The 21,145-nt window shown below is 59.9% G+C and carries 14 protein-coding genes and 1 pseudogene; 10 read left to right on the top strand and 5 right to left on the bottom strand.

What is annotated here, in order from left to right; translation table 11 throughout:
* Positions 1 to 25 precede the first annotated feature (25 nt).
* From JAB1_RS29600 to JAB1_RS14605, 10 genes are all read left to right on the top strand, one after another.
* A complete protein-coding gene (locus JAB1_RS29600) occupies positions 26 to 808 on the top strand; it encodes a hypothetical protein (protein ID WP_139144557.1) in 783 nt (260 codons plus the stop codon).
* 1 nt (position 809) lies between these two features.
* Positions 810 to 4,157: a GDSL-type esterase/lipase family protein gene (locus tag JAB1_RS28815; RefSeq protein WP_175445065.1), complete on the top strand. Its 3,348-nt coding sequence runs from the start codon at positions 810 to 812 to the stop codon at positions 4,155 to 4,157.
* A 137-nt stretch (positions 4,158 to 4,294) separates the two neighbouring features.
* On the top strand, positions 4,295 to 4,555 hold the full coding sequence (locus JAB1_RS14575) for a hypothetical protein (protein ID WP_070280389.1): 261 nt from the start codon (positions 4,295 to 4,297) through the stop codon (positions 4,553 to 4,555).
* On the top strand, positions 4,552 to 5,406 hold the full coding sequence (locus tag JAB1_RS14580; protein WP_070280390.1) for a hypothetical protein: 855 nt from the start codon (positions 4,552 to 4,554) through the stop codon (positions 5,404 to 5,406). Before JAB1_RS14575 ends, JAB1_RS14580 begins: the two co-directional genes overlap by 4 nt.
* The gene (locus JAB1_RS14585) at positions 5,407 to 6,729 is read left to right on the top strand and encodes a hypothetical protein (RefSeq protein WP_070280391.1); all 1,323 of its coding nucleotides are present in this window, start codon (positions 5,407 to 5,409) and stop codon (positions 6,727 to 6,729) included.
* Between the two features lie 68 nt (positions 6,730 to 6,797).
* Complete coding sequence (locus tag JAB1_RS14590; protein WP_034785835.1) at positions 6,798 to 7,226, top strand: hypothetical protein; 429 nt, start codon at positions 6,798 to 6,800, stop codon at positions 7,224 to 7,226.
* 14 nt (positions 7,227 to 7,240) lie between these two features.
* Positions 7,241 to 7,738 carry a glycoside hydrolase family 19 protein gene (locus tag JAB1_RS14595; RefSeq protein ID WP_070280429.1) on the top strand — a complete coding sequence of 166 codons (498 nt, stop codon included), beginning with the start codon at positions 7,241 to 7,243 and terminating at the stop codon, positions 7,736 to 7,738.
* Entirely contained in the window at positions 7,735 to 8,085 is a 351-nt protein-coding gene (locus tag JAB1_RS14600; RefSeq protein ID WP_139144558.1) for a hypothetical protein, read from the top strand. The genes JAB1_RS14595 and JAB1_RS14600 overlap by 4 nt, the downstream gene beginning before the upstream one ends.
* 233 nt (positions 8,086 to 8,318) lie before the next feature.
* Complete coding sequence (locus JAB1_RS29930) at positions 8,319 to 8,477, top strand: hypothetical protein (RefSeq protein WP_170846291.1); 159 nt, start codon at positions 8,319 to 8,321, stop codon at positions 8,475 to 8,477.
* 469 nt (positions 8,478 to 8,946) lie between these two features.
* A complete protein-coding gene (locus JAB1_RS14605) occupies positions 8,947 to 10,446 on the top strand; it encodes a nucleobase:cation symporter-2 family protein (protein ID WP_070280393.1) in 1,500 nt (499 codons plus the stop codon).
* A 27-nt stretch (positions 10,447 to 10,473) separates the two neighbouring features.
* Here the strand turns inward: JAB1_RS14605 and JAB1_RS14610 are convergent, their stop codons facing one another.
* The 5 genes and pseudogenes from JAB1_RS14610 to JAB1_RS14630 form a co-directional block, all read right to left on the bottom strand.
* Positions 10,474 to 15,516, bottom strand: a complete 5,043-nt coding sequence (locus JAB1_RS14610; RefSeq protein WP_175445066.1) for a diguanylate cyclase — start codon at positions 15,514 to 15,516, stop codon at positions 10,474 to 10,476.
* Positions 15,517 to 15,777: 261 nt separating this feature from the next.
* Positions 15,778 to 18,045, bottom strand: a complete 2,268-nt coding sequence (locus JAB1_RS14615; protein ID WP_070280395.1) for a phospholipase C, phosphocholine-specific — start codon at positions 18,043 to 18,045, stop codon at positions 15,778 to 15,780.
* Positions 18,046 to 18,582: 537 nt separating this feature from the next.
* Positions 18,583 to 18,687, bottom strand: a pseudogene (locus JAB1_RS30305) (IS5/IS1182 family transposase); the annotation flags it as partial.
* 1,367 nt (positions 18,688 to 20,054) lie between these two features.
* A complete protein-coding gene (locus JAB1_RS14625; protein WP_070280397.1) occupies positions 20,055 to 20,579 on the bottom strand; it encodes a hypothetical protein in 525 nt (174 codons plus the stop codon).
* On the bottom strand, positions 20,576 to 21,100 hold the full coding sequence (locus JAB1_RS14630; RefSeq protein WP_070280398.1) for a glycoside hydrolase family 19 protein: 525 nt from the start codon (positions 21,098 to 21,100) through the stop codon (positions 20,576 to 20,578). Before JAB1_RS14630 ends, JAB1_RS14625 begins: the two co-directional genes overlap by 4 nt.
* Positions 21,101 to 21,145 lie beyond the last annotated feature (45 nt).

Raw genomic sequence — 21,145 nt, forward strand, 5'->3', positions numbered from 1 at the left:
TGACAACGCCGCTGACCGAGCGATCTTGACCGCATCGAGCCAGGCCGGCACCTTGGGGCCAGCTAACCTGCAGCGCGAGGGAAAGTCTCTGGTATTGCGCTCAACCGGCGCTGCGCTGAGCATCACGGCAACATGGCCGTCACCGGAAATCATCGGCGGCGTTGCGCTGCCGTTTTGCAACCTGACCCCAGGGGCAACCATCCGCGTACGCGGCTACATCGAGCCCGGCAACACTGAGCCTGCATTCGATACGGGCGTTATGCCAGCATGCGAGTATGCGCGGCTGGGCATGTGGGACTGGGGCGCATTGCCGCTGGGCTTGAATGCCTACAGTTACGGCGGCGGGACCTACGCCCGTTGCTGGTTCCAGATGCGCAGCATCAGGAAGCTGGTGATCGACCTGGCCGACCCCGACAATCCTGCCGGCTACATCGAGGCCGCCCGCCTGGTGGCTGGTCCTTACTGGAGTCCCGAGCAGAACGCGTCGTATGGCGCCGGTGTCACGCCAATCGATACCAGCAGCCATTACCGCAACGGCGCCGGCGAACAGAAGGTGGAGCGGGGCGTGATGTACCGCAAGCTGTCGCTGGCGCTCGATCACATGACGCCGCTGGACCGCGCCGAGTTGTGGCGCATCGTGCGCGGCAACGGATTGTCGCGCCCACTTTTTGTCAGCCTGTATCCGGACAGCGACGATGTCGAGCTGGAGCAGGCGCACCAGGTGTATGGCCGCTTGGCTAGCAATTCTGCCATCACCTCCCCATATTTTCAAACATACGCTACCAATATCGAAATCGAGGAAATGTAAAATGGATAATGTTTTCTATGCAGGACAGAAAAACTTTATTCACCAGCTGAATCAGCTGGCGAATAGTGCTACGGTGCAGCAGTCATATTATGGAGCGTCCGCAGCTGTACCCGCAACACGTCCTGATGGTACTCCTTGTAGAGTTGGCGATAGATATTTTGATATCGAAACTAGTGCTGAAAAAACATGGAACGGGAGTGCGTGGCTCGTTCCAAATCTTTCCGCGACGCAGCTGGCCAGCCCTAACGGAACAGACCATGTGGCTTACGCACCGTTAGCAGGCTCGGTCGTAACGGTAACGCAGCGCCTGCGCCAATTTGACACGATCTATAATCGCACCGCGCAAAACCGTAAGATCGTTATTCTGGGGTCGTCCGTGGCTTTAGGGCAGGGATCGCCTTCTTGGAACGGCTGGTCTAATCGGCTAGCGACCGCCCTTGCTCCACGCGGATACACCGTGGTAAATAAATCCATCGGGGGCAATAAGACTTCCGATTGTATTGGCCGTTTCTATACTGATGTCGTCACCCAAAATCCTGGAATTGTTATCATTTGTTTGAGTATTGCCAATGAAGGTCTTATCGGCGGGAACAAAGATGTAGTTTATAACACTTACATTAGCGGTATTCTTCGCCTGGTTTCGATGTGCCGTGAAATGAATTACAAGGTAGTTGTTACGGGCGTATATCCGAATAATGACTTCACTGAAACTGATTATATGTACGCTTTGCAAGCCAATCAGGAGCTGGAAAACAGTGACTTCCCCTACGTGAACTTCATGGGCACTGTAGATGACGGCACTGGAAAATGGCGCACAGGAACGTTTGCGGATGTTGGTCACCCTAACGATGTGGGCCATGATCTCATGTTCAAGTCCTTTGCCTTATCTCTGTTCGGTAGTCTTACCTCTGGCTTGTCGTACCGGCCTGAGGGTAAAAAAGTATATGCACTGAGAATGGCAGCAACGGCAATCGGTACGTCGCCAGTCACTTATGTGGCAGATAGTCCACTGGGTAGCTTTACTGTGATGGCAACTATCCGCCGTTTTGACGGTGCCACTGCGGGCCGTCCTTTGATCTGTTTGGAGAATTCCACAGCGAATTGGGAGTCGGTGCGTATTCGTAATTCTGTGGACAATATCGAATTGGCAGCAGCAAATACACTGATTAACACAACTGTACCTACCGCTGGCGCAGCACCAAATACGGTGATGCTGTCTTATGATGGTTTCACTAATAAATGGACTTTATACGTCAATGGTAACTTGGAAGGCACAGCGGTTTACGCGCCAACGCAAACGCTTGGTTATGACCGTGTTGTTTTCGGTGGCCGCAGTGACATTGGCGGTTTCGAGACCATTGGTTATGAATTCTCGGACTTGGCAGTATGGCGTGCTGCACTGAACCCTGTACAGGTGGCTGAAGCTTTCCGTGGTGTTATCAGTAAAGCCTCACTGTGCCTGTATTCGCCTGCACTGGACTCCACCTCGCTCAAAGGCTCTCGTCTGGTCAATTTGGCTATGTCGGACACTTATGCCCATGTGACAACGGACGGCGTTGTTGCGGTGCCCGCAGATATTTTTACAGAAACTCCCCGTGCATCAACACCCATACGCACCCAGGCGAATGGGCTCTTGAATACGGCCATGCTCGACCCGAATGTGCCCCTCTTATCGTCGGTACCATTGGGTGTCGGTGTGTCTAACAAATATGGATATAACTTCTTGCAAGGCGGGCAGGTACAACGGCTGTACAAGATCGCTACATTGGAGAGAAATTCTATTTCCAGTACTTATTCATCTTTACGAATTGATGCATTAATGGGCGGATGGGGCGGATCTGATATCACTGCGATGACTATTATTATTGGTAGTCGTAGCACTTCACCTGTTGAGGTGGATTGGACTACTTCGCGCTTCATACCTACCAATGTGCGTTTTGTCGTTTATCAAGAAGTATCAGGTGAAGTTTCAGTCTACGTGTTCTTTTTGGGTGGAGCTTTTGCCCAAGTGTCTTTCCAGTTGATGGGCATGGGAGCTATTACCTATGCACGTCCAATAGAAACCACTGCTCCTACAGGTACCGTTGTCTGGGACCCAACCGCTTCTTTTGGCAACGCTGCTTATCTGCCCGCACGCAGTTATGGTATGGGTGCTGATACAAGCCAGCCAAAACTGGGCACTTCATTCAATGGGTATCTCGGAGTTCGTGCCATAAGTGCTGAAAATATTGCCACCTCTTTTCTCAAGGGAGGGGCGGCGAATACAGGCGCTGTTGCGGGTTCGACGTTTGAAACCTTACGTTTAGGCGTTTCTGGACAATCGGGAGTTAATAATGGAGGTTGTTGGTCCTGGCTCACTTCAGCAGGTACTTCTGGAATACTCAAAACTGGCTATAAACTCATACTCAGAAATTACGATGTGCAGTCCAATGCATTTAGCGCTGATTTGTTTTCTGTTTCTGGAAATGGCCAGGTATATGTCCCAACATTGAAGGCGGGGACGGTCAGCACGGCGGCGTACCACGAGATTGTGCAAGCCGGGGTAGAGGGAGCTGATATTCTCCAAATTACCGGTTCTGCCGCTTTCCGTAAATGTGACAATAATTGGGGTAATCTGGCGAATGCAGCAATGATTGTTCAGGCCAACAGTGTAACTAACCGAAGCTCTAATAACAGAGGTACGGTGAATACTATGGGTAACGATTACGCCGAGTACATTTTCAAAAGCTCCGTATGTGGCATCGTCGCCCCAGGTCAACTTGTCGGTATCACTGCGGAGAATAAAGTTACCGACCAGTGGAACGATGCCGTCATGTTTTCGATCAAATCGACGGCGCCATCTTTCGTCGGTGGTGATTCCTGGGCTGACGATGTGGGGCCGCGCCCGTCGGCCCAGGCTGGAACGGCGCCGACCGAGCCGCTGCGCCGTGAGGACGTAGTCACGCAGCAGCCAGTGCCCGGCACCAACCCACCGGAATATGAGAACGTGGTAACCGAACCCGGCGACACCGATGAAGAATGGGCGGAAAAGCAGGCCGCCTACACCGCCGCGCTGGCCGCCCACAACATCGCCGTGCAGCAGGACGCCGAGGCCATGGCCGCCTTCGATGCGGCGCTGGAAGTCGAGCGCCAGAAGGTCGACCGCATCGCCATCGCCGGCCGCGTGCCGGTGAACGTGCTGGGCGCCCAGCCGGGCGACTACATCGTGCCGGTCCAGGACGGTGCCGGCATCATGGGTATTCCCGTCTGCAAGGCAGACCTCACGCATTCGCAGTACATCGATGCCGTCGGCCGCGTGATATCGATTGAACCCGACGGCCGGGCCTATGTGATGGTCAAGGTCGTGTAGCAAAACAGCAGTCACCACAAACCCGCTTCGGCGGGTTTTTTCATTTCCACCACCTGAAAGTTAACCACGGCCCTCGAAACTAGCGCCGGCGGCGCGTTGAGTTTCCGCTCGCATCTTGTGTAGCAAATGGGGTTGTCATGACGATCCCGCCGCTGATCCGGCCTGTCGTGATGGGCTGCCCAACCTCCGACCCGTCATACGATCCCAGCGGTGGCACCAATCGCTGGCGCGCCGAGTTCTATCGGAGTATGCGGCACCGCACGTCCAGTACCGAGATAGTCGAGGTGATGCTGTCGAAGCGGCGCTGGGACTTTGCCTCCACCGAGCCTATCGGCGTTACCACTGGGTTGATTTTACCAACCACTTACCTCATCCTGGAAGGGGCAATGCTGCCATGAGAAATCTTCGCATCATCCACGACAATGCCGCTGACCGCGCGGTGTTGACTGCATTAAGTCAAACCGGCGAACTGGGCCCGGCCAACCTACAGCGCGACAGCAAGAATGCCGTGCTGCGCGCCGTCGGCACGGCGCAGACCATTTCAGCTATATGGCCGACACAGGAGTCCATCGCCTGCGTGGCGCTGATCTCCACCAATATGACCAGTAGCGCGCGCATGCGCGTGCGCGGTTATGCCCAGCCGGGCGACGCCGTGCCGGTATTCGACACAGGCAGCATCTTCCCGTGCCCGGCTGCTGTGCATGGATCCTATCCTTGGGGTGTGCTGCCGCTCGGCTGGAACGCCTACCAGTGGGGCGGTGTGAACACCTGGCCGCGCGGCGGCGGCTCTGACGGCGTGACATGGTTCGCGCCGGTGCGCGTACGGCAGATAGTGATCGACGTGTCTGCGCCACAAAGCCCGGAAGGCTACCTGGAAATCTCGCGTCTGGTGGTGGGCAACTACTGGTCACCGCAATATAACGCCGATTACGGCGCCCAGTTGCAGACGCAGGATAGCAGTGAAAATTACCGAACGGGTGCCGGCAACCTGAAAACCGCGCTGGGCACGACCAGCGACAAGCTGAGCATCAATCTGACGCACCTGACACCGATGGACCGCGCCCGCTTCATGCGCATCCTGCGTGAGAACGGCAAGGGCAAGCCGATGCTGTTCAGTCTGTTCCCGGAAAATCCGGATCCGTTGGTAGAACAGGACTACATGCTGTATGGCAAGGTCAGCAATATCGATGCTGTGGCTACGCCGTACTTTGACACTTATTCTGCCGCACTACAAATTGAAGGAATTTAAATGGTTGATAAATTTTATGACGGTATGCCTAACGTCAACGAGAAATTGAATGAAATGGATCGGGCATTTGCGGCGGGACCGTACAATGCGCTGCCACTGACGGGCGGCAATTTATCTGGGCCGATCGTCAGCTTCAGCAGTCTTGCATTTGTGACTCCTGGCGCTCCGGCGCCCGGGGACGCGCCCACGATGCTGCGTGGGGCGGCGCATCAGGGAGGCACATCGCCATCGCTGGTGGCGGCGCTAGGGGTCGGGGGAACAAATGGTTTATCGTATCAGGGGCAGTTCAGGTGGTACACGTCATCTGGTCGGCCCACATCTAATGGCACGTACACCTGCGTGTCATACGACCTGCGCCTGCGTGCAATTGATGTCAAGAGCAACTTGGAAAGTGCTGATCTGATGGTCATCAGCGGGGCAGGAGATTTAGCGGTTCGGGGAACCCTGTCTTCATCGGCACGGATCGTTTCCAGTGCGATACAAGTCGGCCCCATTTCAGCGATGGAGAGCGAAAGTATCATAGGAGGAGGGGACCAGTCGCAGGGGAAGATTAACCTCAGGATCCCAAACTGCACGACGTTCTATGTTTCGTCAGGGGCAATGGGTTCCGCTTCGGCGTGTAGCGCGTCTATAAATGCGAGCACCATCACGGGGCGTAGCATTAACGTCAGCGGGACGATCAACGCTGGCGGCGCCGACTATGCAGAGTACATGTTCAAGGCACCTGACTGTACAGTCATCGTACCAGGTCAGTTGATCGGCATCGGCGCGGATGGCAAGCTTACCGATCGCTGGGCCGAGGCCATCTCGTTTGTCGTGAAATCCACCGATCCCTGCATGGTGGGTGGCGACAAATGGTCGCAGCGGCTCGGTCCCCGTCCGCCATCCGTGACGCGTACCCCCGGTAGCGTCGAATCGCAGCTGGTCAGCGAGGCGCAACCAGCTGTCGAGGCCGTCTACGATGGCCTCACCCTGATCACGCCGGCGATTCCCGCCAAGGCTGCCGTGTATCGCGAAGTGCCGCTCGCGGGCGATACCGATGAAGAGTGGGCAGCGCGGCAGGCTCCCGGACTTGCCTTCGACGCGGCACTCGAAGCGCTGCGCCAGATGGTGGACCGTATCGCTTTCGCCGGCCAGGTGCCATGCAATATTCAGGGGGCAGTTCCAGGCCAGTTCATCGTGCCGGTACAGCATGGTGATGGCATCGCAGGCACTGCTATCAATGAGGAGGACTTGACACTCCAGCAATACATGCGCGCCATCGGCAAGGTCATCGCAATCGAAGACGATGGGCGCGCCCGTGTAATCGTGAAGGTGGCATAAAGATTGTGCTTGCAACATCCAAACCCGCTTCGGCGGGTTTTTTCATTTCCATCACCTGAAAGGCAACCATGGCCCTCGAAACCACCGCCGCCGGCGGCGCATTGATCAAACTGTTTGGCGTGCCCGTGCTGGCCGGCGCCGCTGCCACGTCGCTGGGCTTCATGTTCATGTGGCCCCAGTCCACCAAGGAGGCATTTATTCGTTTTTGTTCCAGCATCATCATTTCCACCTTTCTCGGTCCCGTGCTCGTGGCCGCCGTGCTGTCGTGGTGGCCCAGCCTGTTCGACAGCGCGAAGACCGTGGCGGGCTTGTATGGCGGCGATCCGGCCACGGGTTTTTTATTCATCGCCGCGCCGCTGATGGTGGCGGCCGGCTTGCCCGCCTGGTGGGTACTGGGCGCCTGCGTGCGCTGGTTCGACAAGCGGCGTGGCAAGGATATCGGCGAACTGGCTGCTGATGCGGCCGCTGCCGTCAAGGATGTGCGGGGCATGCTGTGACAGGCGCCCAATTGATGCAGATCATGCCATTGGCCGGCCGCCGCGCTACGCTGTTCCTGGCACCTCTGAATGCGGCGATGGCCGAGTTCAGCATTGATACGCCACAGCGCCAGGCGTCGTTCCTGGCGCAGGTGGGCCACGAATCGGGACAGTTGCGCTATGTGCGCGAACTGACCAGCGGCGCGGCCTATGAGGGGCGGGCGGACTTGGGCAATGTGATTGCTGGTGATGGCGTGCGCTTCAAGGGACGCGGTTTGCTGCAGGTGACGGGGCGCGCCAACTATGCCGCGTGCGGCGTGGCGCTGGACCTGGACTTGCTGGCCGCGCCGCAGTTGCTGGAGCAAACGATTTTCGCGTGTCGCTCGGCGGGCTGGTTCTGGCAATCGCGCGGCTTGAACCGGCTGGCCGACGCGGGCGACCAGGAGCGCGTTACGCGCCGCATCAACGGTGGCGTGAACGGCCTGGCCGAGCGCCTGGCCTTGTATGCAGCAGCACGCAAGGTGCTGGCATGAAGCCGCCCTTGCTTGTGCTGGCCATGCTGCTGTTGCTGGGGGCCGCCGTGTTTTGCGCCCAGCGCTGGGGGCATGAGGCTGGCCGTGCCGCATGCGCGGCGCAGGTGCTGGAGGCGCAAGCCGTGTTGAAGCGCCAGACCCAGGCCCTGAATGCGATGCGGGAGGAGGGCGTACGGCGCTCTACACGGGCCCGGCAGGCGTTGGACAATGCGCAGGCCGGGCAGGCGGACGCCCAGGCGGCAGCGGCGCGCATCCTGGCGCTGCAGCCGGATGATGACGCTTGCCAGGCGGCCGAGGTGCTGATCGCCAGTGAAATGGCTGGAAGACCCGCTGGCGGGACGCCATGAGGGCGGCAATGACGAGTGCGCCAGCGCTGCTGCGTGTCCGGGGCTACTTGCAGGCTTGTCTATGGGCTGGCGCACGGGCTTGCTCATCAGTCTGCTCACTGACCTGCTCACTGCCCCATTCACTAATCTGTTCATGGGCCTGTGTATTGGTCTGCGTGCTTGCTGGGCTGCTGGGTGGCTGCGCGGCAGGTGGGGCAAAGCGGGAAGCCGCGGCGGAAAGGCTGCCCATCGGTGTGCCCTGTATCGCCGTTCGTCCTGCGGCACCCGTCTTGCCAACCGTGCCGCAGCATGGCATTTTTGAACAAGTGCAAGCCTTGCTGGCGCGTGAACACTTGCGCGCGGCCTATGTGCGGCAGCTGGAAGCGCTGATGGATGGCTGTGCCGGCAGCTAGCGTCGACTGTTGCGCAACGACGTCGGCGGTTGCTCTACGGCTGGCCTGCGGCTGTTTGCAGTTGGCTTGCAGCTTGCTTGCGCCGCGCGTGATCCCCTGAGCTCGTCGCCTGGCGCCACTCGCCATGCCAGAGTCCCAGAGTCCCAGACCTTGACACCGCTTCGTCGTGCCAGATCTGGACGCCGCTTCCGATGCTGCCTTCTGGTGCGGCCGCGTGCCGGCGCGCCAGAAAACAGTGCACGGCTGCGCGTCCAGCCTCGGATTTTTACAGCCGCGATGCTATTTCGGCACAATTCCTGTATACAATTTACCTGGCACGATGCATGCATGGCATTCCTTGGTCGTCCCATCCAAGGAGCTTCGCATGCATCATCCGCCGCCAGTGCGTTCCTGTCGTCCCGTTTCTCTCTTGCTTTTCCCTTTCATCTGCGCCCATCCGGGCTGCGGTAACCCAGGAAATGGAGCGTAAATGGCCACTCCCCGTCTGAAATCCATCCACCGCAGCGTGCCGGGCGCCACGCCTGCCGTGCCATCGCCCGTCGATGAAATCCTGCCAGCCGGCAAGCTGTTCACCCTGGGTTTGCAGCATGTGCTCGTCATGTATGCGGGCGCCATCGCCGTGCCGCTGATCGTCGGCCGCGCCCTCAAGCTGCCGCCCGAGCAGGTGGCGGCGCTGATCAGTGCCGATCTTTTCTGCTGCGGCCTCGTGACCCTGATCCAGTCCCTGGGGATAGGCAAGTACTTCGGCATTCGCCTGCCCGTGATGATGGGCGTGACCTTTGCCGCCGTCAGTCCCATGCTGGCCATGGCGAACAATCCGGCCCTGGGCATCACCGGCATCTTTGGCGCCGTGATCGGCGCCGGCGTCGTGTCCATGCTGATCGCTCCCTTCATCAGCCGCCTGCTGGCTCTGTTTCCGCCCGTGGTCACGGGCAGCATCATTGCCGTGATCGGCGTGTCGCTGATGCGCGTGGGCGTCAACTGGGCCATGGGCGGGCCGCCAGCCATGGCGCAGATTGCCGATCCTGCTTTCGTCAAGATGGCCGCTGCCGCCACGGCGGCCGGCTTGCCCGCGCCAGCCGGTCCCGTGCCCATGATTGCCAACCCCGGTTATGGCACGCTGGATAACATGGGCATCGCCTTCTTCGTGTTGGCTGTCATCTTGTTGGTGGCCAAGTATGGCCGTGGTTTCCTGTCGAATATTGCGGTATTGATCGGCATCATCGCCGGTACGGCCCTGTCGTTTGCCCTGGGCAAGGCCGATTTCGCCAAGGTGGCCAGCGCCAAGGCCTTTGCCATCGTCACGCCATTCCAGTTCGGCATGCCGACCTTCGACGTGGTTGCCATCGTCACGATGAGCCTGGTGATGATCGTCGTCATGATCGAATCGCTGGGCATGTTTCTGGCGCTGGGAGAAATGACGGACAAGCGCATCACGCAGGCCGATATCAGCCGCGGCTTGCGCGTCGATGGCCTGGGCACCTTGATTGGCGGCATCTTCAATACCTTCCCGTACACCTCGTTCTCGCAAAACGTGGGCCTGGTGGGCGTAACGGGCGTGCGCAGCCGCTGGGTCTGCGTCGCGGCCGGCATCATCCTGCTCGTCATGGGCGTGATTCCAACGATCGCGCAGGCGGCCGAAGCCGTGCCGGCGTTCGTGCTGGGCGGGGCAGGGCTGGTGATGTTCGGCATGGTCGCCGCCACCGGCATCCGCATCCTGGCTGGCGTCGACTACAAGAGTAACCGCAACAACCTGTTCATCGTGGCACTGTCGATCGGTTTTGGCATGCTGCCGCTGGTGGCCGAGCAATACGCGCAGCACATGCCCAAGGCACTGTCGCCGCTGCTGCACAGCGGCATCTTGCTCGCTGCCATCGTCGCCGTGCTGCTCAATCTGTTCTTTAATGGAGTGGCGTCGCAGGAAAAGGCGCAGGAGCAGGCGCGCGCGAACAGTCATGGCAGCGATTGAGGAGCCACCCGGTACCGTGAATGCCGGTCAGCCAGGCGGCAGAATCCGCTGCACCACGCAATTGCGTCCCGCATCCTTGGCCTGGTACAGCGCGGCATCGGCCAGGCGCAGCAGGGCGTCCGGATCGGCGGCGCCCGGCGCCAGCTGGATCGCGATGCCGACGCTGATCGTCACCTGTTGCGTCTGCGTACTCGCATGGACGATGCCCAGATCTTCGATGGCGCGCCGCAGCGCTTCGCCGATCTGCTGCGCTTCGTCCGTACCGGTATTTGGCAGCACGATTGAAAACTCTTCGCCGCCGTAGCGCGCCGTCAGGTCGCCCGCGCGCCGCATGCCGGCCGCCAGCGCCTGCGCGACTCGGACCAGGCAGGTATCGCCAGCCTGGTGGCCGTGACGGTCGTTGAATAGCTTGAAGTAGTCGACATCGAGCATCATGACGGCGAGGGGCTGGCCGACGCGCGTGGCACGCGCACATTCGGTGCGCAGCACGTCGTCGAAATGGCGCCGGTTCGACAAGCCCGTCAGGCCATCGGTGATGGACAGGGTCGCCAGTTTGCGGTTGGCGTCTTCCAGCTGTTCCGTGCGTTCGGCAACGCGCCGCTCCAGGCTGTCATGCAGCCTGGCGCTGGAGATCGAGATCATCGCCTGTGCGCCGAGCATGCGCAGGAATGCGACGCGTTCTTCCGTAAACGAGGCGTCGGCCAGCCGGTTCTCGAAGTACAGGATGCCGTCGATCTGGCCGCCGTGCCGTATCGGCAGGCACATGACGGCGCGCGGCCGCTGCAACTGCACGTACGGGTCGGCGGCAAAGCGCGAGGCGCCCGTGATGCAATCCTCGATCACCTCGGCGCCAGTGCGGATGACGTAGCGCAGCAACGACAGCGGAAATTGCGGATCGCTGGCGGCGTTCAGGTCGATCTGCCGGGATTGCAGGACGGTGGTGGCGTCGCCATCGAGATTGGCCTCCAGCCGGTAGCTGCCTTCGGATAGCAGCAGCAGGCGCGCTACCTGGCCGCCTGCGTTCTCGCACACGATGGAGATCAGGCGTGTCAGCACGTTGCGCAGGCCGACTTCGTTCGACAGGATTTGTGCCGCCTTCAGCAGCGATACCAGGTCGAGCGCGGAACTGCCGTGCGTGTGGGAGACGGAATGCCGCTGCGTGCTGCGGCCGTCCATCCTTGACAGCAGCGCGGCGTGGCGCCGCTGCAACTGCGCCACCTTGCCCTCCGCGCCCCACTGGCCGTAATGCGCGATGGCGTCGCGGATGAATACGGCGGCCACGCGCGCCTGTCCCTGGTCGTGCCAGCATTCGCCGCATAGTTCGTTGCCCAGCGCTTGCATGTTGACGTAGCCTGCCAGGCTGGCGGCGTCGATCGCCTGCTGATAAAGGCGCGTGGCCAGCGGCAGATCTTCGCGGTAGCGTGCCATCTGGGCCATCACCAGCAGATGTTTGGCGTCGCTATTGTCCGAGCCTTGCCTGGCCCACCCGGTGAGACTCGCCTGCAGCGTGCCGATCACTGTCAGCATATCGCCCGTGTCGGCGCGCGCAGGAGCGCGCCGCAACGCGCGGATCAGGATCAGCGCGGCGTAGAAGCTGCATTCGGCAACCTTGGCCTGGCCGCGCATGATCTGCGTGACGATGCCGAGCTGGCCGGCCAGCAGTTCGGCGTCGGCGCCGTCGAACAGGTAGGCGTTGCGGATCTTCCCTTGCAGGAAGTAGGCGCGGTACAGGTGCGACTCGCCATATTGTGCGAGGAAGCGCGCCTCGCTGAAGGCCGCATCGTCGTAACTGTCATGGCGGGGCAGGAGGCCCATCAGGCACTTGATCGGCTGGACCGCGGCGGCGACGCAGCAATCGGCCATCGCCTGCTGGCCGTTGGCGCGCATCAGCGCCAGGTCGTGCTCGATGTCGTGCATCAGGTGCGGCAGGTAGTCGCCGAGGATGATCCGGTCGGTGGCGCGCACGGCGGCCACCACGCCCACCTGCACGAAATCGGCGATTTCCAGCGCCCAGCCAAACGCTTCTTCGTACAGGGCGTCCGAGCCGCGCAGCGGCTGCGTCCAGTGGTTGCTGAGCGCACCGAACATCAGGCCCGTGAGGGTGCGCGTCTGCAGGTTGGCGCGGCGCCTGGCCAGCGCCATCGCCATCGCGCCGAAGTGATAGCCGCGCGCGACGTCGCCGCTGTACAGCGCCAGCATCATTGCGTAACCGACATAGGCGACAGCGCTGAAATCGCTGTTCCCCCGCTGCATGGACAGGCGCGTCATCGACACCACCATCAGCGCGCTGAGATCCTGCTGGCCGGCGTAGTAGCTGGCCATCCACAGACCCTGCATCATCTGCATCGCGGCCACCGCGTCCGGCTCGCACATGTCGCCGGCCTCCAGCAAGGTCGCGGGCGCATGCGCGCCGGGTTGCCGCCCGATGTCGGCGAGGATATCGTTGAAGCGTGTCTTCATGTGCGCCACATCGTGCGGAATGTCGATGTGCAGCAGCGACAGGCCGTCGCGCTGCACGGCGATGGCGTCGAGCAGGCGGCCCTGCAATTGATACTGGTGCGCCTGGATGGCAATGCAGCGTACCTGCAGCAAGGAGCCCAAGACACGGGAGCGCACCAGTGGATAGATCGCCTCGGCGACATCAAACTGGCCACACAGGTAGGCCGCTTCGGCCGCGCCCAGCTGCAGTTCGAGCCAGAGGCCGGCGTGGACGTTCCATGCGTCCGCCGGCAGAAGGTCGAGACCGATTCGCATGTGCTCCAGTGTGGACTGGAACGCGGCAGAACGCCGTGCCTTGACGCCGGCCTGGAGATTGAGCGTCGCCAGCTGCACGCGCTCGCCCGCATCGCCGATCAGCGCACGCCCCGCGTTGAGCTGCTCGACGATGTCAAACAATGTCTCGTCCTGGCGCTCGGGTGCTGTATGCCGCAGGAGCAGGCGACCGATGAGAAGATGGTTGGCCGCGCGCGTAGCGGCATCGGCGACCAGGTAGGCTGCCTGCTGCACCCGGTCGTGCAGGAAGCGGTAACTGACGCCGCTGTTGCCCGCAGCGGTGTCGCCATTGACGTATTTATAGCGCTCGTCGAGCGGCTGGATTAATCCCGCCCTGAGTGCCGGCCACAAGTCTTGCTGTGTTTGCCGGGGAGCGCGCTCCACTGCCAGCGCAAGCGTGTCGAGCGTGAAGCGGTTGCCGCTGGAGGCGGCCAGTTGCAGCAGGTGCTGCGTTACGCTGGGCAGGCGGCGGATTTTTTCCAGCAGCACCTCGACCACATTATCTGTGTATTTGGCCTGTTCAATCGCGGGCAAGTCCCAGTCCCAGCAATCGTCGGCGGCCCGGTAGCGCAGATGCCCTGTCTCATTGAGCGCAGCGAGGAACTGGTTGAGGAAAAAGGGATTGCCGGCCGTCTTGCGGTAGCATATGCTGGTCAGTGGCGCGCAATCGGGGGCCGCCACGCGCACGGTGGCCGACACCATTTGCGCCACCTGCGGCTCGGTCAGTGCGTTCAGCAATAGCGTCGACAGGCGTACGTCACGGGCGAGCAGCTTGTCGCGCAGCGCGATGAGCGGGTGCGCGGCGCCTACTTCGTTGTCTCGGTAGGCGCCGATGACCAGCATGCTGCTCCTGTCGCAGGAGACCATGAGCCGTTCGATCATCCGCAGCGTGGCCGCATCGGCCCATTGCAGGTCGTCGAGGAACAGCACCAGAGGATGCCCGGCGCAGGCGAAGACCTCGACGAAGCGGGGGAACAGCCGGTCCAGGCGCAGCTGGGCTTGTGCCGGCGCCGATGCGGGCATCGCGTCGGTGGGGCCGACGATCAAGGCCAGTTGGGGAATCAGCTCGACGATCACGCCCACGCCGCTGCCCAGGGCCTGGTGCAGTTTTGCGGACCACTGCCGCAGCGTTTCCTCGGGCTGGCCGAGCAACTGGCGCACCAGCCCCTGGAAGGCCTGGATCAGCGAGGCATACGGCACGTCGCGCTGGAGCTGGTCAAATTTGCCCGACAAGAAACAGCCGCGCCGGGCGATGATGGGCTTTTGCACTTCGTTGACGACCGCCGACTTGCCGATACCCGAATGGCCGGCCACCAGCAGCATCTCGCACGTGCCTGCGGCACTGCGCTCAAACGCCGCCAGCAGCACGGCGATGGCATCCTCGCGCCCGTGCAGCGTTTGCGGCACGAGGAAGCGGCCGTCGTGGTCGGACAGCTTGAGCGCTTGCGCCGGCTTGTTCGCGCGGCATGCTGCAAGGTCGCTGCGCAAGCCTTGCAGGCTCTGGTAGCGCTGATCGGCATTTTTTTCCAGCAGCCGCTGGATGATCGGCAGCAGCTGGCCAGGCAAGTCTGCGAACGCCGGGTGCGACCAGTCAGGACTGCGCGCAATGTGGCAATGCACAAGTTCCATCTCGTCGCCTGCCTCGAACGGCGCCTGGCCGGCCAGCAGTTCGTAGAAGGTGGCGCCGAGCGCATAGAAATCGGCGCGCCAATCGACCCGCCGGTTCATGCGCCCCGTCTGCTCCGGCGCCATGTAACGCAGCGTGCCTTCCAGTGTCTGGAGATTGACGATGCCATGGCTTTCAGAGGGCAGTTCACAGGCGATGCCAAAATCGATCAGCTGCAGCAGGCGCCGGGTATCGTTCCACACCAGATTGGAGGGATTGATATCCTTGTGGATTACGCCATGGCGATGGACCTCGTCCAGCGCCGCGCACAGTTGCAGCGCGATGTCGAAAAAATCGTCCAGCGCCAATGCGGGCTGCGCCGGTGTCCTGCGCGCCGCCACCTGCGCGCGCAATACCTGGTCAAGCGCCAGGCCGCCGGCATCCTCCTGAATCATCGTCCAGTGCCCGCCGTGCAGCTGCAGTGCCAGCGGACGCGCCACGCCCGGATGGCGGCAGCGGCGCGCGATCGCATACTCGCGCTTGAACTGTGCCAGTTGCTGAAATGAGGGGAACGGCTGATTCGGCATCTTGACGATCAGCGCCGTGCCATCGGCGGCCCGGGCGCGGTAAACCCGCGAGCGGGCACCGCTGTGCAGCTGTTTGATGATCTCGTGGTCGAAAAGGGAGCGCATGGGCTGGGCTTGGCGGTACACAGACAGTTGCGGGAGCCCTGAGGCGCACATTACGGAATATTAGTTGATTGTTAGTATTATATCAGTAGGGAGTCGTGGGGGACGGAGCGGGGCGCTGGGCTGTGTTGTAAAAACGCCAGCGGGGGCGCTGGCGAGTACGGGGTATGGGAATTGATCGAGATGATGGTGCGGCCCTGCGGCGCACCCCCGCATCGGGTTGACTATGCGCCGCAGCCTTATCAATTCAGGCTCACTTTTGAGTTATGAGCGTCCCAGGGACGGGTCGCTCACGGAGTCCTTGCCATTCTCGATTCGCCCGGCGACGCGGCGCCGGAAAGTTTTCTGGGTACTGCAGGTAACCGAGAAGTCATACCAGTTGCCGCTGTTGGCCAGGGACCAGTGAAATGATCCCACCTCACCGGCGGCTACCTCGATTGTCCAGGGGCCATCGCTTCGATATGCTTCTGCTGATATTGTAAATAAGCAACGGACGCTGCTTTTGTTGTGCAGTTTGAGCGCGAGTTCGGTGGGACTGCACGTCATATAGCAGACCTGAATTTCCGGACCTCTAGTATCCCCCTGTTCCTTGAGGTCGCCAATAAAGTGGCGATGAAATCCGTTGGGACCGAGCACCCACAGGCGGTACGAACCGCCATCGGACGCAACTTCCCAACTGCCCTCCAGCGTCTTGCCGGCCTCTACGACGTAGCGCCGCGGGATCCTATCCAGATGCAACTCGTCGTACACGTGAAACACTGCGCCAGCCTGGTTGCTGCTGTCGTTGGCAAATACCAGCGTTACTTTTTTTGCGCCGGAGTCGGCGCGAGCGGTCACATGTAAAACATAAGGCAGGGCACGCGATGGACGGGTGCCACCAGCCTGCACCGGCAATTTGGCGTTTGTAGAAGCCAACGGTCTCGCCAGCGTGCGGGCTCTGCTCTGGCTTAGCGCCAGCGCATCCACATCTGCTTTGCTGCCATGCCCGGTGAGCGTAGGCAACGCCCCCGCATTCGGGCTGACAAAATTAAAGCAAGAGGTGAGGTCGCCACAGACAGCACGCCTATAGGCGCTGATCTGCGGCTCGAGGACACCGAATCGCTTCTCGAGAAATTGCAGTACTGAAGTATGGTCGAAGACCTGCGAGTTGACCCAGCCGCCACGACTCCACGGTGAAACTATCCACATCGGAACACGCAGTCCTGGTCCGTACGGTCGGCCATCAATGCCTGGTTGAAGGCTCGTCGCGGGCTTGTAATTGTTATACTCGACCGCGATATCGGCCTTGCTGAGCGTGGTGGCACCTGCGACGCTGCCGTCAGGATTGACCGATGGCGCACACGGTGGTGGCAAGTGGTCGAAGAAACCGTCGTTCTCGTCAAAGTTGATCAGTAGCACTGTCTTGCTCCACACCTCAGGATTCGCCGTGAGCGCATCGAGAACCTGCTGGATATACCAGCCGCCTTGGGCAGGACTGGAGTATCCAGGATGCTCGCTGTAGGCCGAAGGTGCAATGATCCAGGATACCGCTGGCAATTTGCCGTTATTGATGTCTTCGCGGAAGGTTTCCAGGAAGCCATGAGGCATGGTGTTGTGGAATCCCTTGGCCAACGGGCTGAGTGCGTCGTCAATGCTGGATTGATAGAATGGCCCGGCGCGGGTGACATCCTGGGTGATATCGGTGGCGGGAACATGGAGTGGACGGCGACTGGCGGGAAGTTTTTCAATTTCCGCGCGCCAGTGGCGAAAACTCATCATCTCATTGCAACCAAAGTTGTCGATCAGACTCTGGTACACCTTCCAACGCACCCCCGCCTTTTCCAGGCGGTCTGCATATGTCGTCCAGGTCCATCCTTCACTCGAAGGTCCGATGTCGTTACCGCCGTTGTACTGGTTGTCGAGTACCGCTATCTCCACTTTTTTACCATCGATGGGACTCTGGCCGTTTGGGCCATTTGTGCCAGTAAAATAGAACAGTCGGTTCGCAATTGTCCCCGAGTGAATGCCACAGTGATAGTGGTCACAGACGGTAAAGGCATCGGCCAGCGCACGTTGAAACGGAACTTCCGCAGCATCGAAATATCCCATGGAAAGGGAACCTTTGGCATCCGGCCAACGATTCATCCGGCCGTGGTCCCATGCTGCCTGCGAGTCTCCCCATGAGTGGGGTGCGCTGCCGGCGCGTTGCGCATTGCCCTTGCTTTCATCAAGGTGGAAGGGAATATACGTTCCGGCAGGCTTTGTTTGGGTATGGGTCTGGTACATGATGTTGTACCCGTTTGGCGATGGCGCAACGAATCGATCACCGTATCCCCGAACGCCCTTGGAGGTTCCGAAGTGGCTATCGAATGAGCGGTTTTCCAACATGATCATGACGACATGTTGAACATCATTGATCGTTCCCGTGACATTGTTGGCTTCGATCGCCAGGGCGCGACGGATCGCCGGCGGGAATGCGGACAAGGCGGCAAGGGACGCCATCGTGCCGAACGAATTACGCAGGAATTGGCGTTTGGAATTGTTTGTGGACATGGTGGCGTGGCTGCAGGGTAGCGATGTTTGGTGGATAGATGGTCAGGTGGTGCTGCTTGCTTGGCGAAACGCAGGCCGGTCGGCACGTCCGTCCTGGATGTCAAATAGACGCCTGGCGTTCACCATGTCAGGGAGAGGGTGCGCATTGCGACTTCTCACACGTCGACGGAGGCGGGCTGGGGCTTAGAACCGGAGCCGGAGCCGAGGCCGAAGTTCCGCCACCACAGGCTGCCAGTGCGCATAGCCATGACAATGACAATACGAGCCGGAGGCGGTCACGCGACAGATGCAAGGTTTGGGAAGTTGTTTTCATTTTGGTATGCAAAAAGGTTGACTGCAAACGCAATGACCTGTCTGAATGTGCTGCGTGATCATCCAGTCTTGGACACTGTAGAGGTTTGTTCATGGGTATTTGCATTGCACTGCAATACCCTGAACCAGGGAAGTGCGGATCAACTCTCTTTCTTAGAGAGTTTGACGTCTCAAATGATCGAACGGCGAGCCGACCAAGCGCATTTCCTGTCTGGCGGTGCCGGGCAACTTGTCCCAAGGGGGCTCGTTGTCGATCATGGACATGAAGCGGTCGCCTCGGATCAGTTTTTTCTTGGCGGGGGATTCCAGGTCTGAAAAGCTCTTTTGCATGATCGATGGCGGCTTATGAGAGTAGTTATATTGTCTCAGATCACCGCACCGCAGGGAATGGCGGCCGATGAATTAATTGTGCTTCTTGAAGAAACCGAATGAAGTCTCTAAATCTTCTCCAGGAAGATGAATGGCTGGACCAGTAGAAAAAAAGCCTGGCATATGGTAGTACGAAAAACGGTTGTAGCGATGCGCAAAAAACTGAGTAGAGGCATTCACTCTTCGAGCATGTCATTGCTGCGTCATGTATCGAAGTTTATTCGTACTGCAATCAATGATGTTGATTAAAAGCAGCTCTTCAGCATAGGAAGCATCTTATCGACTTCCGCCATTTGACTAAGGTGACATGCCTGTAGTGGATGAGAAAATTAACCAGATTTTTCACCACACCGAGGCATTCAAATTGTCATGGCAAAGTCATAGATAACCGCTATACGCATCGCAGAAAATCAAATGTTTCAATACCTTTCGCTTTCCCCAACGAAACGAAGTACGCCATCAAGATTGCGTTTTTGGTTTCACGAAGATCGGACAAAACATGGGGCCATCTTGAATTTTTCCGGCTTTGCCATTGCCGGGTTTTTTGGTGAGTCTGATCAAGACGAGTACCTGGACGTAAAAAAGCCACTAACCCATTGATTATATTGGGTTTAGTGGCTTTTTCGATGTTTCCAAATTCTGTGCGCTGGTGCCCGGAGCCGGAATCGATAAATCAATTAAATCATATAGTTAGCGATCCGTATGGCAATTACATGCCAGAAAGTTCTAATTCCGGTTGAATTTACTGCAGCGCCGCATGTCAATCAGGTTGCAAGATTGCAACAAGCTCAGCGCTTCCATTCCGGAGGGCCAGTTCGGGCGGCGGCCGCTTTTTCCAGGTCCGCTTGAGAGGTGATCACTGAAACCCCTGTTTCTCCGTCAAGTGGCGCCAGTACTCGTCCAGGACGCTGATCTGCCACAATCTCCGCGGCCCAAGCCATCGCCACATGAGCCTTGGTCATGGGGTTGATTTCAAATCCACGGACCCGCAACCGCCCATCCCCCACCCACACAATGGCAGCGTCATACAATGGGGGAAGGATGAGGTCTTTCCCACCGCCAATTGGACTCAAGTGCGCTACACGCACTGTGCGCTGAAAGTCTTTTTCGAATCTCTCGATCATCGTAAATACACCTACGCCCGTGCAACGCAAGGTAATTTCCCTATGCCGAGGTAAGGGCACGCCTTGATCGGAATATAATTTTGCTGCTATTACAAGCACGGTGGCACCTCGATATACTGTATATGCATACAGTATATCCAAACATCAAACGCTGTAAAGTAAACAATGGCCGAGCGTGTAGCGCAGCGACAATCAGCCATCCCTCTATGGCGTCATGCTATTTTCACGCACGAATGCCTGGCATGCGCGGCCCGTCGCGGCAACTTCCTCCGTTTGCAAGATCAAGGCTTGAATATCTCGCGCCACCGCGTCAGGAAGTAGCCCGCCGGCGGAATCGGCTGCAGCGCCTCCCTGGGCGCCACTGGCACCGGCCGGGGCGGCAGGTCCAGCACTTGCACAGAAGGCGGGCTTGCGCATGCGCTCAGCAGTAGCAAGGTGAGCGCGCACATCGTTGATTTCATCATCGTAGACTTTCTTAATGGCTGCCACTTTGGCTGCCTGTTGCCTGGCTTGCGCCAGATTCTCGGCGGCGCGCTGCGCTGCCGCCCTCGTTTCCGCTGCCGAGCGGATTTTCTTGTCGGCATCCCACAGCGTCTGCACGGCTGCTCGGCCCTGGGCGACCCCCTGCGCACGCTGGTGCAGCATGCCGGCACCGGCCAGCACGCACACCAGCAAAGCACAATACAACCACCCCGGCACCTTGCCCGCCAGCTTGGCCAGCGTGATCACGCAAGCACCTTGCGCGCTGCCTGGTACAACGCCAGGCGCTTGGCCAGGCCATTCACGCCACCGTTGATGCGGCGTGTCACCCGTTCCTGGTCGCCAGCATCAGCCAGGGCATTCAGGCCCCTCGTCTGCCAGAACCAGCCGGCCGAGCGGCAGGCGTTGACGGTCTGCTCCAGCAGCTCAGGCTGAGCCAGCAGATCCAGGCCCAGCGCCTTGCCACAGGCGGCGTAGTTGGCGCGGCCAGTCACCTGCAGCAAGCCGCGCCCACGGAAGCGCACGCCGTCGCCGCGCTGTGTGTTGCCCAGGTCGACGCGCCCCTCGTAGGCCTGGCCGCTGGCCAGCTCAAGCACATAGCGCAGCTGGCCGGACTCGTGCCCCACCTGGGACAGGAAGGAAGCCTGGCGTGCGGGCGTCGTGATCCCGAATTCCACCATGGCCGCATTCAGCGGCGCCAGGAAGGCTACCGCGCGCGTGCGAGCCAGCGGCATGATCGCCAGCAGCTGGGCCAGCGTGACGGCGCTCATAGGCCACCCCGCACGTCCTTGACGACGGCGGCCGCATCGCGCGCT

The organism is Janthinobacterium sp. MP5059B, from assembly GCF_001758645.1.
Taxonomy (GTDB): domain Bacteria; phylum Pseudomonadota; class Gammaproteobacteria; order Burkholderiales; family Burkholderiaceae_D; genus Janthinobacterium; species Janthinobacterium lividum.

What these genes read in the sequence shown, in the direction of transcription:
- JAB1_RS28815 (WP_175445065.1), top strand. Translation starts at nt 810, where the DNA reads ATGGATAATGTTTTCTATGCAGGACAGAAAAACTTTATTCACCAGCTG.
- JAB1_RS14575 (WP_070280389.1), top strand. Translation starts at nt 4,295, where the DNA reads ATGACGATCCCGCCGCTGATCCGGCCTGTCGTGATGGGCTGCCCAACC.
- JAB1_RS14580 (WP_070280390.1), top strand. Translation starts at nt 4,552, where the DNA reads ATGAGAAATCTTCGCATCATCCACGACAATGCCGCTGACCGCGCGGTG.
- JAB1_RS14585 (WP_070280391.1), top strand. Translation starts at nt 5,407, where the DNA reads ATGGTTGATAAATTTTATGACGGTATGCCTAACGTCAACGAGAAATTG.
- JAB1_RS14590 (WP_034785835.1), top strand. Translation starts at nt 6,798, where the DNA reads ATGGCCCTCGAAACCACCGCCGCCGGCGGCGCATTGATCAAACTGTTT.
- JAB1_RS14595 (WP_070280429.1), top strand. Translation starts at nt 7,241, where the DNA reads ATGCAGATCATGCCATTGGCCGGCCGCCGCGCTACGCTGTTCCTGGCA.
- JAB1_RS14600 (WP_139144558.1), top strand. Translation starts at nt 7,735, where the DNA reads ATGAAGCCGCCCTTGCTTGTGCTGGCCATGCTGCTGTTGCTGGGGGCC.
- JAB1_RS14605 (WP_070280393.1), top strand. Translation starts at nt 8,947, where the DNA reads ATGGCCACTCCCCGTCTGAAATCCATCCACCGCAGCGTGCCGGGCGCC.
- JAB1_RS14610 (WP_175445066.1), bottom strand. Translation starts at nt 15,516, where the DNA reads ATGCGCTCCCTTTTCGACCACGAGATCATCAAACAGCTGCACAGCGGT.
- JAB1_RS14615 (WP_070280395.1), bottom strand. Translation starts at nt 18,045, where the DNA reads ATGTCCACAAACAATTCCAAACGCCAATTCCTGCGTAATTCGTTCGGC.
- JAB1_RS14630 (WP_070280398.1), bottom strand. Translation starts at nt 21,100, where the DNA reads ATGAGCGCCGTCACGCTGGCCCAGCTGCTGGCGATCATGCCGCTGGCT.